The organism is Pseudomonas onubensis (assembly GCF_965653655.1).
Classification (GTDB): Bacteria; Pseudomonadota; Gammaproteobacteria; order Pseudomonadales; family Pseudomonadaceae; genus Aquipseudomonas.
Window position 1 is genome coordinate 25985 of the sequence record NZ_CBFHAZ010000035.1, and the last position, 15316, is coordinate 41300.

General features: G+C 61.5%; 12 protein-coding genes. 2 read left to right on the forward strand and 10 right to left on the reverse strand.

Annotated features, from left to right (window positions below; all coding sequences use genetic code 11):
• Positions 1 to 2: 2 nt before the first annotated feature.
• Entirely contained in the window at positions 3 to 3566 is a 3564-nt protein-coding gene (gene tssM / locus ACTD9P_RS14060; protein WP_438868137.1) for a type VI secretion system membrane subunit TssM, read from the forward strand.
• Positions 3567 to 3575: 9 nt separating this feature from the next.
• Positions 3576 to 4238 (forward strand): type VI secretion system-associated protein TagF, encoded by a 663-nt coding sequence (gene tagF, locus ACTD9P_RS14065; protein ID WP_438868138.1) that lies wholly within the window; start codon positions 3576 to 3578, stop codon positions 4236 to 4238.
• A 109-nt stretch (positions 4239 to 4347) separates the two neighbouring features.
• On the opposite strand, the gene ACTD9P_RS14070 is transcribed toward tagF, so the two are convergent.
• From ACTD9P_RS14070 to nuoG, 10 genes are all read right to left on the reverse strand, one after another.
• Positions 4348 to 4662, reverse strand: coding sequence for a helix-turn-helix domain-containing protein (locus tag ACTD9P_RS14070; RefSeq protein ID WP_017137525.1), 315 nt, complete (start codon positions 4660 to 4662; stop codon positions 4348 to 4350).
• Entirely contained in the window at positions 4652 to 5002 is a 351-nt protein-coding gene (locus ACTD9P_RS14075; RefSeq protein WP_200431841.1) for a type II toxin-antitoxin system RelE/ParE family toxin, read from the reverse strand. Before ACTD9P_RS14075 ends, ACTD9P_RS14070 begins: the two co-directional genes overlap by 11 nt.
• Before the next feature lie 238 nt (positions 5003 to 5240).
• Positions 5241 to 6704, reverse strand: coding sequence for an NADH-quinone oxidoreductase subunit NuoN (gene nuoN, locus ACTD9P_RS14080; protein ID WP_017137523.1), 1464 nt, complete (start codon positions 6702 to 6704; stop codon positions 5241 to 5243).
• A 7-nt stretch (positions 6705 to 6711) separates the two neighbouring features.
• Complete coding sequence (nuoM, locus tag ACTD9P_RS14085; RefSeq protein ID WP_017137522.1) at positions 6712 to 8244, reverse strand: NADH-quinone oxidoreductase subunit M; 1533 nt, start codon at positions 8242 to 8244, stop codon at positions 6712 to 6714.
• Between the two features lie 49 nt (positions 8245 to 8293).
• Positions 8294 to 10147 (reverse strand): NADH-quinone oxidoreductase subunit L, encoded by a 1854-nt coding sequence (nuoL, locus tag ACTD9P_RS14090; protein ID WP_438868139.1) that lies wholly within the window; start codon positions 10145 to 10147, stop codon positions 8294 to 8296.
• On the reverse strand, positions 10144 to 10452 hold the full coding sequence (gene nuoK / locus ACTD9P_RS14095) for an NADH-quinone oxidoreductase subunit NuoK (RefSeq protein ID WP_017137520.1): 309 nt from the start codon (positions 10450 to 10452) through the stop codon (positions 10144 to 10146). Before nuoK ends, nuoL begins: the two co-directional genes overlap by 4 nt.
• A 2-nt stretch (positions 10453 to 10454) precedes the next feature.
• Complete coding sequence (gene nuoJ / locus ACTD9P_RS14100) at positions 10455 to 10958, reverse strand: NADH-quinone oxidoreductase subunit J (protein ID WP_017137519.1); 504 nt, start codon at positions 10956 to 10958, stop codon at positions 10455 to 10457.
• Between the two features lie 9 nt (positions 10959 to 10967).
• Entirely contained in the window at positions 10968 to 11516 is a 549-nt protein-coding gene (gene nuoI / locus ACTD9P_RS14105) for an NADH-quinone oxidoreductase subunit NuoI (protein ID WP_014718911.1), read from the reverse strand.
• 11 nt (positions 11517 to 11527) lie between these two features.
• A complete protein-coding gene (nuoH, locus tag ACTD9P_RS14110) occupies positions 11528 to 12535 on the reverse strand; it encodes an NADH-quinone oxidoreductase subunit NuoH (RefSeq protein WP_017137518.1) in 1008 nt (335 codons plus the stop codon).
• A complete protein-coding gene (nuoG, locus tag ACTD9P_RS14115; RefSeq protein WP_438868140.1) occupies positions 12532 to 15246 on the reverse strand; it encodes an NADH-quinone oxidoreductase subunit NuoG in 2715 nt (904 codons plus the stop codon). Before nuoG ends, nuoH begins: the two co-directional genes overlap by 4 nt.
• Positions 15247 to 15316: the final 70 nt, after the last annotated feature.

Below are 15316 nucleotides of genomic sequence, written 5' to 3' on the forward strand. Positions count from 1 at the left end.
CCATGAACTTCTCTTCGTTTTTTTCGTTGTTATGGTCCCCGGTGGAGCGCTTTGTCCTGTGGCTGCTCAAGCCGTGGTTGCTGGCGTTGATCGGCGTGGCCTTGTTGTCGCTGCTGGTGTGGTACGAAGGCCCGCTGCTGGCGTTCAACGGCAGCGAGCCGCTGGCGCCGGAGGCACGTCGTTGGGGCTTGATCGCAGTGTTTGTGCTGGTATGGGCCGGCTACTTTGCCTGGCGCCTGTGGCGCGCCTGGCGTGCCAACCGTGGCTTGATGGCGGGTGTGGCCGAGGCGCCAGTGGTGGCGCCGGGTGTGCGTGAAAGCCAGGCCGAAGTGGCTGAGTTGGGCGAACGCATGCGCTCGGCCATGGGGGTGCTGCGCAAGGCCAACCCTGGCTGGAAGATGAGCGGGCAGTACCTGTATCAACTGCCGTGGTACATGTTTGTGGGGGCGCCGGGCAGCGGCAAGACCACGGCGCTGACCCATTCCGGCCTGCAGTTTCCGCTGCGCGAAGCCATGGGTTCCGGCGCTATCGGCGGCGTGGGCGGCACGCGGCACTGTGACTGGTGGTTTACCGATGAAGCCGTGCTGCTCGACACCGCCGGGCGCTACACCACCCAGGACAGCTACACCGAAGTCGACAAAGCCGCCTGGGGCGGGTTTCTCGATTTGCTCAAAAAGTACCGCCGCCAGCGCCCGGTCAACGGCGTGATCGTGGCCTTGAGCGTCAGCGACCTGCTGCAACAGACCGAGGCCCAGCGCCAGGCCCAGGCGCTGGCGATTCGCGCGCGTATCAATGAGCTTTACGAGCGCCTGGGCCTGCGCTTTCCGGTGTATGTGATCATCACCAAGTGCGACTTGCTCGCCGGGTTCTCGGAGTTTTTCGAGACCTTTGGCCGTGATGAACGCGCGCAGGTCTGGGGTGTGACGTTCCCGTTGCCACAACCGCCGCAGCCGGACATGGGGCTGGCTTCCTTCCCGGGCGAGTTCGATGCCCTTGAGCGCCAGCTGCAACGCCGCGTGCTCGAACGTTTGCAGCAGGAACGAGATCTGTCGCGCCGCGCTTTGCTCTATAGCTTCCCGCAGCAGTTCGCCAGCCTCGGCGATGGCCTCACGCGTTTTCTCAATACGGTGTTCGAAGCCAATCGTTATCAGGAACCGGCGTTGTTGCGTGGCGTGTATTTCACCAGCGGCACCCAGGAAGGCAGCCCGATTGATCGGGTGCTGACCTCGCTGGCGGCGTCGTTCGGCTTGGGCCGCAAAGTGCTCGCGCCCAATGTGGCCAGCGGGCGCAGTTACTTCATCACGCGGTTGCTGCGCGAGGTGATTTTCAAAGAAGCCGGGCTGGCCGGGGTCAATCATCAGGAACAGCGTCGCCGGCGTTTGCTTGGCCGCGTCGGGCGGATGACGGCGGCGGCGGTGTTTGTACTGTTGCTGGCGGCGATGACCATCAGCTACAACCGCAACCTGCAGTTGATCGCCGATGCGTCGAGCGCCGCTACCCAGGTCGCCCAGTTGGCTCAGGCGTTGCCAGCCGAAGGCGATGTGCTGGTGACGTTGCCACTGCTTAACGCCGCGCGTGCCTTGCCCAGTGGTTACAGCGATGGCGACAACAGCGTGCCGCTGCTCAGCAGAATGGGGCTGTATCAGGGCAACAAGCTCGGCGCGGGTGCGGTGACGCTGTATCGGCGCCTGCTGCGCAGCACACTGCTGCCGCACATTGTCGCCAATATGGAGAACGCTATGCGCCGTGGCGATGCGAGCAACCAGGAGTTTCTGTATGAAACCCTGCGTGCCTATCTGATGCTGGGCGAGCGGCAGTTCTTTGATGCCGCCTCGGTGCAGGCCTGGGTCGATGTTGACTGGCGCCGCGAGTTGCCTCAGGCCACTCCAGCGCAGTTGCAGCAATTGTCCGATCACGTGGCGGCCTTGCTGGAAGCCGACGATGAAGCGGAACCGGTGCAACTGGACAGCGCATTGATCGCCAAGGTACGCCTGGCGCTGGCCGGTATGCCGGCGTCCCAGCGCATCTACAATCGGGTCAAGCGCCTGGTAGAGCAGCAGCACTTGCCGGAGTTGAGCGTCAATAGCGCGGTGGGGCGGGACGTATCGTCACTGTTTACCCGCGCCAGTGGCGAGCCGTTGTCCCGTGGGGTCAGTGGCGTGTATCGCATTGCCGGTTACCGCCAGTTGACCGATTTGACCCCGCAAGCCGTGACCGACATGGCCAAGGACAGTTGGGTGCTCGACCGCCAGGAGTCGGCGCCGATTGCCGGCGGCAACCCGGCCATGCAGGCGGCGGTGCTGCAGTTGTATTACGCCGACTACATCCGGCTATGGGACACCTTTCTGGCGGATGTGCATGTGACGCCGCTCACCAGCCTGGGCCAGGCGTCCCTGGTAACCAACGCCTTGGCCGCCACTGATTCGCCGCTGCGGGCGTTGCTGCAAGCAGTGGCCAAGGAAACCACCCTGGATGGCGCCCTGACCACGGCGGTTAGCAAAGACACCGATCAACGTGTGCGCGACAAGATCGCCGCGGCCACCCAGAAGCTGCAAGCGGCGCTGGGTGCCGATAACCCGGCGCCAGTGGCGGATGCTTCGGCCAACCCGGTGGACCAGCATTTTGCCGCGCTGCACCGTTTGGTCGGCAGTGGCACTGGGCCGCAACCGCTGGACGACGTATTGGTTGCGCTGAAGGACGCCGGGCAGTTTTTCGACAGTGCTGACGCGGCCCGTCGCAGCGCCGCGCCGGCCCCCTCCAATGAAGTCCTGGGGCGTTTGAAACGTTCCGGCGAGACCCAGCCTGCGCCATTGTCGGGCGTGTTACGGGATGTGGAATCCGCTGGCTCCGCGCTGACCTTGGGCAATGAAAAGGCGCGCTTGAATGCGCTGTGGGAAGCCACCGGCGCACCCTTCTGCCGGGCGGCCATCGACGGGCGCTATCCGTTGGTGCGCAGTTCCGGGCGCGATGCCACCGCCGATGACTTCGGCAAGTTCTTCGGCCCTGGCGGCTTGATGGACGATTTTTTCAGCAAGAATCTCGCCGCTTATGTCGACATGAGCGGCAGTCAATGGCGCTGGCGCGCCAGCGGGCTGACCGCGCTGAATATCTCCCAGGATGTGCTCAACCAGTTCCAACGCGGCGCCAGGCTGCGGGATATGTTTTTCGTCGCCGGTGCGCGTCAGCCATCAATGCGTTTTGACCTGAAAACCCTGAGTGCCGACCCGGCGTTGACCAGGGTCACACTGGATATCGATGGCCAGCCGGTGGTGTACGACGCGGGCAGCGTGGCGGATTTCACCAGCCTGTCGCTGCCGAGCGGCAAGTCCGGCGGCCTGGTGCGCCTGGACGCCACGCCGGCATTGGTCAGCCCGTTGCGCAGCGATGGCCCTTGGGGTTGGTTGCGGATGATGGACAAGGCCGCGGTCAGCGCCCAGGGCGAACAACTGCAACTGACCTTCAACCTGGAAGGCCATCGAGTCACGTACCTGTTGCGAGCCAGCAGTGTGATCAATCCGTTTCGCCGTGATGGCGCCGAGCAATTCCATTGCCCTTCGAGCTTTTAAGGATCATTCATGCATGGATTTTTCGGCAAGGTCGCAAGCCATGGGGACTTTGTCAGTCGCCGCTTGTCCTCAACGTTTTTGCAGCCTTGGGATGCATGGCTACAGGGCGGTTTGCAGCGCAGTCGCGAGCGGCTGGGGTCACAGTGGCTCCAGGTTTACCTGTGCAGCCCGATCTGGCGCTTTGCCTTGGCGGCGGGTGTCTGTGGTGAGCAGGGATGGGCGGGCGTGATGATTCCCAGTGTGGATCGGGTGGGGCGTTATTTTCCGTTGACCCTGGCCTGCGCCGGGGAGGATGTGCCGCTGCTTGCTCGGCTGGAAGGCGACGCTTTTTGGTATGGCCAGTTGGAGTGCCTGGCATTGTCGGCATTGAAAGAAGGCTTTTCCCTGGAGGCTTTCGACGAGGCGCTGCTGGGGATGCCACTACCAGAACGCTGGTCGCCGGCGAGCTACGCCAACAGCGTGGCACCGCCGGCGCGATGGTTTGCTTTGCCCGACCCTGAGCGTATCGGCGACGGCATGCCGCAACTTAGTGCCCGGATCGAACCACTGGCGCGCCATTCGCTGTTCTGGACCGAGGGCTCGCCACGCGTAGCGCCGTCACTTTGGGTGGGCGAGGGGTTGCCAGACAGCGACACGTTTGCCGATATGCTCGGTGGATTTGGTGTGCAGTAAGTTTTTGGACGGTAACGCTTTTTTGTGGTGAGCGGGTTTCATGTGGTGAGTGGGCTTGTTGTGGCGAGCGGGCAAGCCACAAAAAGCCCGCTCGCCATAAGGTGAATCTTCAGCCTAGCGCCGCGAGCTGCGCCACGGTTTCCGGAAAGCGTGCCACCAGCCGAATCAAGGTGGTGGCCTGGGCGTTGGGCTTGGCCCGGCCTTGTTCCCAGTTTTCCAGGGTGCGTACGTTGGTGCGCAGGTACATGGCGAACACCGAGCGCGAGAGGTTGAGCTGTTGGCGCACGGCGACCACTTCTTCGGCGCTCAGGGGGGCCAGGTTGTTGAGATGGACCTTGTGGGTCCGCAGGGTGACTTTGCCTTGGCGTTCTTCGGCCAGGGCGTCGAAGCCTTCGACCAGTTCGGAAAAGATTTCACGTTTCATCATGTGTTCTCGCTTTGATTTCCCTGTCCAGCATGTGTTTTAGGGCTTTCTTGTGGTTGGGCGTAAGGTCGTCCTGTTCGTGTTTGCCGTACAGGGTGAACAACCAGAACTGCGTGCCGCCCGACCACCAGTAGTAAATGACCCGCAAGCCCCCGCGTTTGCCTTTGTTGCGTCGCTCATCGACGAAACGGACCTTGCGCAACCCGCCGGTGCCCTCGATCACGTCGCCCGCTTGCGGGTGCTTCATCAACTCCTGTTGAAAGCCCTGGAATAGCTCGTCACTCAGATAGTCCCTGCGATGCCGTTCAAAGGCCGGCAACTCGATAAATAGAGCATCCATGTTCTGTACGTAGCCTGCGTATAGTGTGGTGGCCCACGCGCCTTGGGTCAAGTGACCGGGCTGTGGGAACTTTCCTAAAACGCAACCACCATAAGGCCGCCTTCAGCGAGTAGATGCCAGACGAATAGGTAGAGGAGGAAGGAAATTTCTACAGTAAGAGCAGGTAAAAGAACTGACCCTCAGAAACGCAAAACGGCGCCCGAAGGCGCCGTTTCGTTTACTGCATCAAGCTAAGCGATCAAACGCCCAGTACCGCGTGCTGCACCAGGGTGAGCAACGGTTGTGGGTACACGCCCAGGAAGAACGCAAGCAGGGCGATGGCCAGCAGCATCACGCCACCTGCCTTCTGTTCCCAGTGCAGCTCGGCGTCTACGCGGCGCAGGTTTGGCTCGATCAGGTACAGAGTGACCATCACGCGCAGGTAGTAGAACACGCCGATGGCGCTGCCCAGTACCAACGAGGCAACCAGCCACCATTCGTGGGCTTCAACACCGGTAGCCACGATGTAGAACTTGCCGATAAAGCCTGCGGTCAGCGGGATACCGGCCAGGGACAGCATCATCACGGTGAGCACGGCGGTCAGGTACGGACGGCGCCAGAACAGGCCGCGGTATTCGTACAGGGCGTCGGCGTCACGGCCTTTGAACGGCGAGGACATCAGCGTGATTACGCCGAATGCACCCAGGCTGGTGATCACGTAGGTGACCAGGTACACGCCCATGGCTTCCACGGCCAGGCCTTTGCTCGCCACCAGGGCGATCAGCAGGTAGCCGAAGTGCGCGATGGAAGAATAACCGAGCAGACGCTTGAGGTTGTTCTGGGTCAGGGCCAGCAGGTTACCGAACAGGATCGACGCAATGGCGATCACGGTCAGCACGGTGCTCAGCACGCCGGTGTTGGCCGCAGGCGAGATCTGGAACAGACGCACCATCACCGCAAACACGGCAACCTTCGACGCCGTGGCCAAAAACGCGGCCACCGGCGCCGGGGCGCCTTCGTACACGTCCGGGGTCCACAAGTGGAACGGCACCAGGGACAGCTTGAACGCCAGGCCGATCAGCATCATCGCCAGGCCCAGTTGGGCAATCGGCGCAGGCATGTTGGTGGCCGCCAGGGCGTGACCGATACCGGTGAAGCTCAGGTTGCCGGCCTCTGCGTAGAGCAGCGCCATACCGAACAACAGGAACGCGGAACCGGCCGCCGACAGCACCATGTACTTGATGCCGGCTTCCAGCGAGCGCTTGTTGAAGAAGGCATAAGCCACCAGGCCGTAGGTCGGGATCGACAGCAGTTCCAGGCCGATGAACAAGCCGGCCAGGTGCTGAGCGCTGACCAGCACGATGCCACCGGCCGCAGCCAGCAGAATCAGCAGGTACAGCTCTTCCTTGTTGCCTGGGTAGCCGGTGCCGCCTTCGCCGAGGTAGGCGTGGGCAAGGGTGACGCAGGCCAGGGTGGCAACGAGGATCAACGCGATGTACAGCAGCGCGAAGTCATCGACCATCATCAGCGGGGTCACGGCCAATGGCGCAACCTTGAGTGCCGGGATGATCGACAGCAGGGCCAGGTTAAGACCGGCACACGACAGCAGGAACGTTTGCGAGTGATTGCGGCGCCAGGCGATTGCCAGCATCACCGCCACAACGGTGAGGCTGGTAATCAGCAGCGGCGCAAGCGCGATAAAGTGTTGGATCGTGAATTCCATAGCGCTCTTACCGGGCCGAAGCGAGTTGAGAGAAGGCGGTGCCGATCCACTGCTGCACGCCATGCATCGTCGCGGCAGAAGTGTCCAGGAACGGTTGCGGGTACACACCGATGTAGATCAGCAGCACCGCAAGGCCGAGCACCATGATCAGTTCGCGAGCATCCATCCCTTGCAGGACGGTGTCGGACTTGGCCGGGCCGAAGTAGGCGCGGTGGATCATGATCAGCGAGTAAACCGAACCAAACACCAGGCCCGAGGTAGCAATAGCGCTGATCCACGGCGTGTGTACGAACGAACCCATCAGGATCAGGAACTCGCCGATGAAGTTACCGGTGCCCGGCAAGCCCAGGGATGCGGCGGCGAAGAACAGGCTGATGGCCGGCAGGTACGCGATGCGCGACCACACGCCACCCATTTCACGCATGTCACGGGTGTGCAAGCGCTCGTACAGCTGACCACTGAGGATAAACAGTGCGGCGGCCGAGACACCGTGGGCCAACATCTGGATCACCGCGCCTTGCAGCGCCAGTTGGCTGCCGGAGTAGATGCCGATCAGTACGAAACCCATGTGGGAAACGGACGAGAAGGCAATCAGACGCTTGATGTCGGTTTGCGCAAAAGCCAGGAACGCACCGTAGAAGATCCCGATCAGACCCAGGGTCATGGCGATCGGCGCGAACTCGGCCGAGGCATTCGGGAACAGCGGCAGGGCGAAACGCAGCAGACCATAAGCAGCAGTCTTAAGCAGGATACCGGCGAGGTCGACGGAACCTGCGGTCGGTGCCTGGGCGTGAGCGTCAGGCAACCAGGAGTGGAACGGCACCACCGGCAGCTTCACCGCGAAGGCGATGAAGAAGCCCAGCATCAGAATGTACTCGGTGGTCAGCGACATCTTGGTTTTCAACAGGTCGGCGTAGTTGAAGGTAATCACGCCAGTGTTGTTGAAGTTGACCAGTACCAGACCCAGGATCGCCACCAACATGATCAGGCCGGAAGCCTGGGTGAAGATAAAGAACTTGGTCGCCGCGTAGATCCGGGTTTTCTTGCCGTCCGAAGAACTGTGACCCCAGAGCGCGATGAGGAAGTACATCGGCACCAGCATCATTTCCCAGAAGAAGAAGAACATGAACAGGTCCAGCGCCAGGAACACGCCGACAACGCCGCCCAAAATCCACATCAGGTTCAGGTGGAAGAAGCCCACGTGACGCTGAATTTCTTTCCAGGAGCAGAGTACCGAGAGGATACCCAGCAAGCCGGTCAGCAAAATCATCAACAGCGACAGGCCGTCGAGGGCCAGGTGCACGTTGATGCCGAAGCGCTGGATCCACACGTGCTTGAATTCAAGCGCGAAGGTTGGATCGACACCCGGTGCCGGAGCGAATGAATAGTCACCGTGGGCCCACAGCCAGAGGCCGAGCGCGAGTTCCAGGGACATGGTCAGCAACGCAATCCAGCGGGGGAGGGTGGCGCCGAAGCGTTCACCCATCCAGCAGAGCAGGCCGCCGATAAAGGGGATCAGGATTAGCCAGGGCAGAATCATGACAGGCTCGTTTCCTTTCGCAGGTTCGCAAAGTTCAAAAGGTTCATAGTCAGACCGCTACCACAACGATGGCGCCGATCACCAGCACGGCACCGATGGCCATGGAGGCTGCATACCAACGCAGTTGACCGGTCTCGCTGCGGCTCAGGGCGGTGTGACCGGCCTTGGCGGCGCGCGGGATCAAACCAATGGTCTGGTCGAGCGGGTCTTTGCGCAGTACGTGGCTGATGGCCAGGTAAGGCTTGACGAACAGTTTGTCGTAGATCCAGTCGAAGCCCCACGCGGCGAACCACCAGGCCGAAAGGAAACGGCCAATGCCACTGTTGGCGATGGCGGTGACGAAGCGGCGCTTGCCGAGGAACAGCAGCGCGGCCAGCAGGATACCGGCGATGGCGATGGCGCCCGAGGCGATTTCCAGGCTGTGCTTGGCGGCGCCACCGGCATGCCCGGCGCTTTCCGGCAGTACTCCGGCCAGAGGCGGGGTGATCATGGCGCCGATGAAAGTCGACAGGATGATCAGCACCGACAGCGGCAGCCAGTGGGAAATGCCATGGCCTGCGTGCGCTTCGGTCTTGGCTTCACCGTGGAAGGTGATGAAGATCAGGCGGAAGGTGTATAGCGAGGTCATGAACGCACCGACCAGGCCTGCATACAGCAAACCGTGGTTACCGCTGGCAAAGGCTTCCCAGAGGATTTCGTCCTTGGAGTAGAAACCTGCGGTCACCAGTGGCAGGGCCGACAAGGCCGCGCCGCCGACGATGAAGCTGGCGTAGGCCAACGGCAGTTTCTTCCACAGGCCGCCCATCTTGAAGATGTTCTGCTCGTGGTGGCAGGCAACGATCACCGCACCGGAAGCGAGGAACAGCAGGGCCTTGAAGAAGGCGTGGGTCATCAGGTGGAAGATCGCGCCGTCCCAGGCACCTACGCCCAGGGCCAGGAACATATAGCCGATCTGGCTCATGGTCGAGTAGGCGAGGATACGCTTGATGTCGGTCTGAACCAGCGCGGCAAAACCCGCCAGAACCAGGGTCACACCACCGACCAGCCCTACAAGATGCAGGATTTCCGGCGCCAGGGTGAACAGGCCGTGGGTACGCGCGATCAGGTAGACACCCGCAGTTACCATGGTTGCCGCGTGGATCAGCGCCGACACCGGCGTAGGGCCGGCCATCGCGTCCGCCAGCCAGGTTTGCAGCGGCAGTTGTGCGGATTTACCCACAGCGCCACCCAGCAGCATCAGGGTCGCCAGGGTGATCCAGAAGTCACCAACCTGGAATTTCTGCGGTGCCAGCACCAGCAGTTCCTGGATGTTCAGCGTGCCCACTTGTTGGAACAGGATGAACAGGCCGATGGCCATGAACACGTCGCCGATGCGGGTAACGATAAACGCCTTGAGTGCCGCGTTACCGTTGTTGCGGTTGCTGTAGTAGAAACCGATCAACAGGTACGAGCACAGGCCCACGCCTTCCCAGCCGAAGTACAGGAACAACAGGTTATCGCCGAGTACCAGAAACAGCATGCTGGCGATAAACAGGTTGGTGTAGGCGAAGAAGCGCGAGTAACCGGCCTCACCGCGCATGTACCAGGACGCGAACAGGTGGATCAGGAAGCCTACACCCACCACCACGCCGAGCATGGTGATCGACAGGCCGTCGACATAGAGGGCGAAGTTGGGCTTGAAGCCGTCCACCGACATCCACTGCCACAGCACCAGGGTGTAGTGGCCGCCTTCCGGCGGCGCCACGTTGAATTGCCAGATGACGTAGGCAGCCACGATCGCCGACAAGCCAATGGAACCCACGCCGATCAGGGCAGACAGGTTTTCCGACCAGCGTCCACGGGAGAACGACAGCAGCAGGAAACCGATCAGGGGAAATACGAAAGTCAGAAAGATCATGTTCATCCGCGCATCTCACTGGCAGCGTCGATATCAAGCGTGTGGAAGCGACGATACAGTTGCAGCAGGATCGCCAGGCCAATACTGGCCTCGGCGGCTGCCAGGCTGATCACCAGGATGAACATGACTTGCCCATCCGGCTGCGCCCATCGGCTACCTGCAACAACGAACGCCAGTGCGGCGGCGTTCATCATGATTTCCAGGCTCATCAACACGAACAGAATGTTACGGCGAACCATCAGGCCGACCAGGCCAAGGCAGAACAGGATGCCGGCGACCGCCAGACCATGCTCCAAAGGGATAGCAGGCATCGTCATTGCTCCTTGGCTTCGTTGCGGCCCAAGTGGAAGGCGGTGATGGCTGCCGCGAGCAGCAGCATCGAAGCCAGTTCGACCACCAACAGGTACGGGCCAAACAGGCTGACGCCCACGGCTTTCGCGTCTACGGTGGTATGGCCGATGGCCTGGCCGCTCTGGTGAGCGAACAGCACATACAGCAGTTCACCCAGCAGCAGGGCTGCCAGGATGACCGGGCCGAGCCAGATGCCGGGCTTGAGCCAGACGCGTTCCTGGGCGACCGAGGCCGGCCCGAGGTTGAGCATCATCACCACAAACACGAACAGCACCATGATGGCGCCGGCGTAGGCGATCACTTCCAGCACACCGGCGAACGGTGCGCCGAGGCTGAAAAAGGTCATGGCCACGGCGATCAACGAAATGATCAGGTAGAGCAGGGCGTGCACAGGATTGGTGTTGGTGATCACGCGAAGCGTGGACACCACTGCAATACCGGACGCGAAATAGAAAGCGAATTCCATCTTTCTTCCTTAAGGCAGCAAGCTCTTCACGTTGATCGGCTCGGCTTCGTTTTGTGCGGCGCCCTTGGGCTTACCGGCAACGGCCATACCTGCAACACGATAGAAGTTGTAATCAGGGTTTTTACCGGTACCTGCGATCAGCAGATCTTCTTTCTCGTACACCAGGTCCTGACGTTTGAACTCGGCCATCTCGAAATCCGGTGTCAGCTGGATCGCGGTGGTCGGGCAAGCTTCCTCGCAGAGGCCACAGAAAATGCAGCGCGAGAAGTTGATGCGGAAGAAGTCCGGGTACCAGCGACCGTCTTCGGTTTCAGCTTTCTGCAGGGAGATGCAACCTACCGGGCACGCCACGGCGCACAGGTTGCAGGCTACGCAACGCTCTTCGCCATCGGGGTCGCGGGTCAGTACGATACGGCCGCGATAGCGCGGCGGCAGGTACACCGCTTCTTCCGGGTATTGCAGGGTGTCGCGTTTGCGAAAGCCGTGACCGAACACCATCACCAGGCTTCGCAACTGGGTACCGGTACCCTTAACGATGTCGCCAATATATTTGAACATGGGTCAAATCCTCACTGAACCGCGCCGGCTGGCGTGTTCAACAACACAACGGCAGCCGTCACCAGCAAATTGATCAGGGTCAGCGGCAGGCAGAAGCGCCAGCTGAAATCCATCACCTGGTCGTATCGTGGACGCGGAATGGAAGCGCGCAGCAGGATAAACAACATGATGAAGAACGCGGTCTTCAGGAAGAACCAGAAGAACGCCAACTGCGGCAGGATGCCGAACGGACCGTGCCAGCCGCCGAAGAACAGCGTGACCAGCAGGGCCGAGATCAAGATGATGCCGATGTACTCACCAACGAAGAACATGCCCCATTTCATGCCGGCGTATTCAATGTGGTAACCGTCAGCCAGTTCCTGTTCCGCTTCCGGCTGGTCGAACGGGTGACGGTGAGTCACGGCGACGCCAGCAATGAAGAAGGTGCAGAAGCCGAAGAACTGCGGAATGATGAACCACAGGTTCTGCGCCTGGTACTCGACGATGTCGCGCATGTTGAATGAGCCGACCTGCACCACGATGCCCATCAGCGCGAGGCCCATGAACACTTCGTAGGATACGGTCTGGGCCGAGGCCCGCAAGCTGCCCAACAGGGCGAACTTGTTGTTACTCGACCAACCGGCGAACAGCACCGCGTAAACCGACAAGCCGGCCATGGCGAAGAAGAACAGCAAGCCGATGTTCAGGTCCGCCACGCCCCAGGTCGGGGTGATCGGGATGATCGCGAAAGCGATCAGCAAGGCGCTCATGGCCACGACCGGTGCCAGGGTGAAGATCACCTTGTCGGCAAACGGCGGGGTCCAGTCTTCCTTGAAGAACATTTTCAGCATGTCGGCGGCGATCTGGAACATGCCGAATGGGCCAACGCGGTTCGGACCGTAACGGTCCTGCCACCAGCCCAGCAGGCGACGTTCGACGAAGCTGAGCAGGGCGCCCGCCACGACCACGGCCAACAGGATCACGATGGCCTTGACCACCGAAATGATCACGTCAATTACTTCCGGCGTGAACCAAGTCATTGCGCTGCCTCCTGCAGACCGTCAACGGTTTTGCCAAAGATCGCAGGTGGAATACCGGCAAGGCCTTTAGGCAGTGCAACCAGGCCGGCACCCAACTCATCGTTGATACGCAGCGGCAGACGCAGGGTCTTGCCGGCCACGTTCAGGCTGAGCAGGGCACCGTCGTTGACGCCCAGGCGGTCGGCTTCGGACTTGGCTACCGACACGTAGGCTTCAGGAATGCGACTTTGCACCGGCGCGGCTTTGGAAGAGGTCTCTTCGCTGCCGAACAGGTGGAAGAACGGCACAACCTGCCAGGTACCCTGAGCCGGGTTGAATGGACGCGGTACGGCAGCGAACCAGTTCAGCGCGTCACCGGTGCTTTCGATCAGGCGGGTGCCTGGGTCGCCAGCGCGGATGTGACCACCGACTTCGTCCTGGAATTTGTTCCAGGCTTGCGGCGAGTTCCAGCCCGGCGACCAGGCAAATGGCACCTGCTGACGTGGCTCGACCGAGCCCGAGTAACCTTCCATGGAGAAGGCAAACGCGGTATCCGGGTCTTGTGGGGTACGCGGCTCGTGCACGCTGATGTCGGCGCGCATGGCCGTACGGCCGGAGTAACGCAGCGGTTCACGGGCCAGCTTCATGCCCTTGATGCGGAACGAGGCGGACGGTGCAGCGTCGACGATACGGGCCAATTGCGGCGCGCTTGCGGCGGCGGCAGCCGTTACGTGGTCGAGCTGGGTCCAGTCGATCGGCTGGTTCAGCAAGGTCGCGCGCAGGGCATGCAGCCAGCGCCAGCCTTCGTGAACCAGGATGCTGGCGTCCATGTACTTCGGATCGAACACCTGGAAGAAGCGCTGGGCGCGGCCTTCCTGGCTGACCAGGGTACCGTCGCCTTCGGCGAAGGTGGCGGCTGGCAATACCAGGTTCGCACGCTCGCTGGTGGCGGTCTTCTGGTGGTCGGCCACGATCAGGACCTTGGCAGCGTCCAATGCTGCGTCAACCTTGGCAGCATCGGTGCGGGTGTACAGGTCGTTTTCCAGTACCACGATGGCGTCAGCATTGCCGTCGATCACGGCTTGCAGGGCAGCGTCCAGAGACTCGCCACCGAGCATGGCCAGGCCGAGGCTGTTGGCTTCCGGCACGACCAGGCTGATGGAACCGTTCTTGTCGCGCAGCTTCAAGGCCTTCGCGATATTCGCAGCAGCCTCAATCAGTGCCTTGGAACCCAACGAGGTGCCGGCAATGATCAATGGGCGCTTGGCCGCGAGCAGGGCGTCGGCGATGCGCTGGGCCAGTTCAACGGCTTCAGCGTCCAGGCCTTCGACGGCAGGCGCGCTGGCGTCGAGGGCGTGGGCTACGGCGAATCCGATGCGGGCCAGATCATCCGGCGCTGCGTGAACGCATTCTTCGGCAATATCGTCGAGCTTGGTTTCAGCCAGGCTCGCGATAAACAGCGGGTTCAGCGCGTGCTGGCCGATGTTTTTTACCGCGGCGTCGAGCCAAGGCTGAACGCGCATGGCGTCGGCCATGTCTTCAGCCTTGCCTTTGACCGACTGGCGCAACGACAGCGCAATACGCGCGGCGGTCTGGGTCAGGTCTTCACCGAGGACGAAGATCGCGTCGTGGTCTTCGATGTCGCGCATGTTCGGAACTGGCAGCGGGCTGTCGTTCAGCACTTGCAGGACCAGGCGGATGCGCTCCAATTCACCGGCTTCGATACCGGAGTAGAAGTGCTCGGCACCCACCAGTTCGCGCAACGCGTAGTTGCTTTCGAGGCTGGCACGCGGCGAACCGATACCGACGATGTTGCGGCCGCGCAGCAGGTCGGCGGCTTTATCCAGCGCGTCGTCCAGGCTCAGCTTGGCGCCACCGGCCAACAGCGGCTGGCGTGGGCGGTCTTCGCGGTTGACGTAGCCGTAGCCGAAACGGCCACGGTCGCACAGGAAGTACTGGTTGACCGAACCGTTGAAGCGGTTTTCGATCCGACGCAGCTCACCGTAGCGCTCGCCCGGGGAGATGTTGCAACCGCTGGAGCAGCCATGGCAGATGCTCGGCGAGAACTGCATGTCCCACTTACGGTTGTAGCGCTCGGAGTGGGTCTTGTCGGTGAACACACCGGTCGGACAGACCTCGGTGAGGTTGCCGGAGAACTCGCTTTCGAGCACGCCGTCTTCAACGCGACCGAAGTACACGTTGTCGTGGGCGCCGAAGACGCCCAGGTCGGTGCCGCCGGCGTAGTCTTTATAGAAACGCACGCAACGGTAGCAGGCGATGCAGCGGTTCATTTCGTGGGAAATGAACGGGCCGAGGTCCTGATTCTGGTGGGTACGTTTGGTGAAGCGATAACGGCGCTCGTTGTGGCCGGTCATCACCGTCATGTCTTGCAGGTGGCAGTGACCGCCTTCCTCACAGACCGGGCAGTCGTGCGGGTGGTTGGTCATCAGCCATTCGACCACACTGGCGCGGAACGCCTTGGATTCTTCATCTTCGATGGAAATCCAGGTGTTGTCGGTGGCTGGGGTCATGCAGGACATGACGATACGACCACGGGTGTCGTTCTCGTCGGTGTACTGCTTGACCGCACACTGGCGACAGGCACCGACGCTACCGAGCGCGGGGTGCCAGCAGAAATACGGGATGTCGAGGCCTAGTGAGAGACATGCCTGTAACAGGTTGTCTGCCCCATCGACTTCGAGCGCTTTGCCGTCTACGTGGATAGTGGCCATGGTTCAAAGTTCTTCGTTGGCCCGTTGTCAGCGGGCGTGGCTAATGGAATCTTGTTATTCATGGGCATCA

Coding starts and splice junctions, on each gene's coding strand:
- nuoM (WP_017137522.1), bottom strand. CDS start 8,244: ATGATTCTGCCCTGGCTAATCCTGATCCCCTTTATCGGCGGCCTGCTC.
- ACTD9P_RS14075 (WP_200431841.1), bottom strand. CDS start 5,002: ATGGATGCTCTATTTATCGAGTTGCCGGCCTTTGAACGGCATCGCAGG.
- nuoN (WP_017137523.1), bottom strand. CDS start 6,704: ATGGAATTCACGATCCAACACTTTATCGCGCTTGCGCCGCTGCTGATT.
- nuoI (WP_014718911.1), bottom strand. CDS start 11,516: ATGTTCAAATATATTGGCGACATCGTTAAGGGTACCGGTACCCAGTTG.
- nuoK (WP_017137520.1), bottom strand. CDS start 10,452: ATGCCTGCTATCCCTTTGGAGCATGGTCTGGCGGTCGCCGGCATCCTG.
- ACTD9P_RS14070 (WP_017137525.1), bottom strand. CDS start 4,662: ATGAAACGTGAAATCTTTTCCGAACTGGTCGAAGGCTTCGACGCCCTG.
- tssM (WP_438868137.1), top strand. CDS start 3: ATGAACTTCTCTTCGTTTTTTTCGTTGTTATGGTCCCCGGTGGAGCGC.
- nuoJ (WP_017137519.1), bottom strand. CDS start 10,958: ATGGAATTCGCTTTCTATTTCGCGTCCGGTATTGCAGTGGTGTCCACG.
- nuoL (WP_438868139.1), bottom strand. CDS start 10,147: ATGAACATGATCTTTCTGACTTTCGTATTTCCCCTGATCGGTTTCCTG.
- nuoG (WP_438868140.1), bottom strand. CDS start 15,246: ATGGCCACTATCCACGTAGACGGCAAAGCGCTCGAAGTCGATGGGGCA.
- tagF (WP_438868138.1), top strand. CDS start 3,576: ATGCATGGATTTTTCGGCAAGGTCGCAAGCCATGGGGACTTTGTCAGT.
- nuoH (WP_017137518.1), bottom strand. CDS start 12,535: ATGACTTGGTTCACGCCGGAAGTAATTGACGTGATCATTTCGGTGGTC.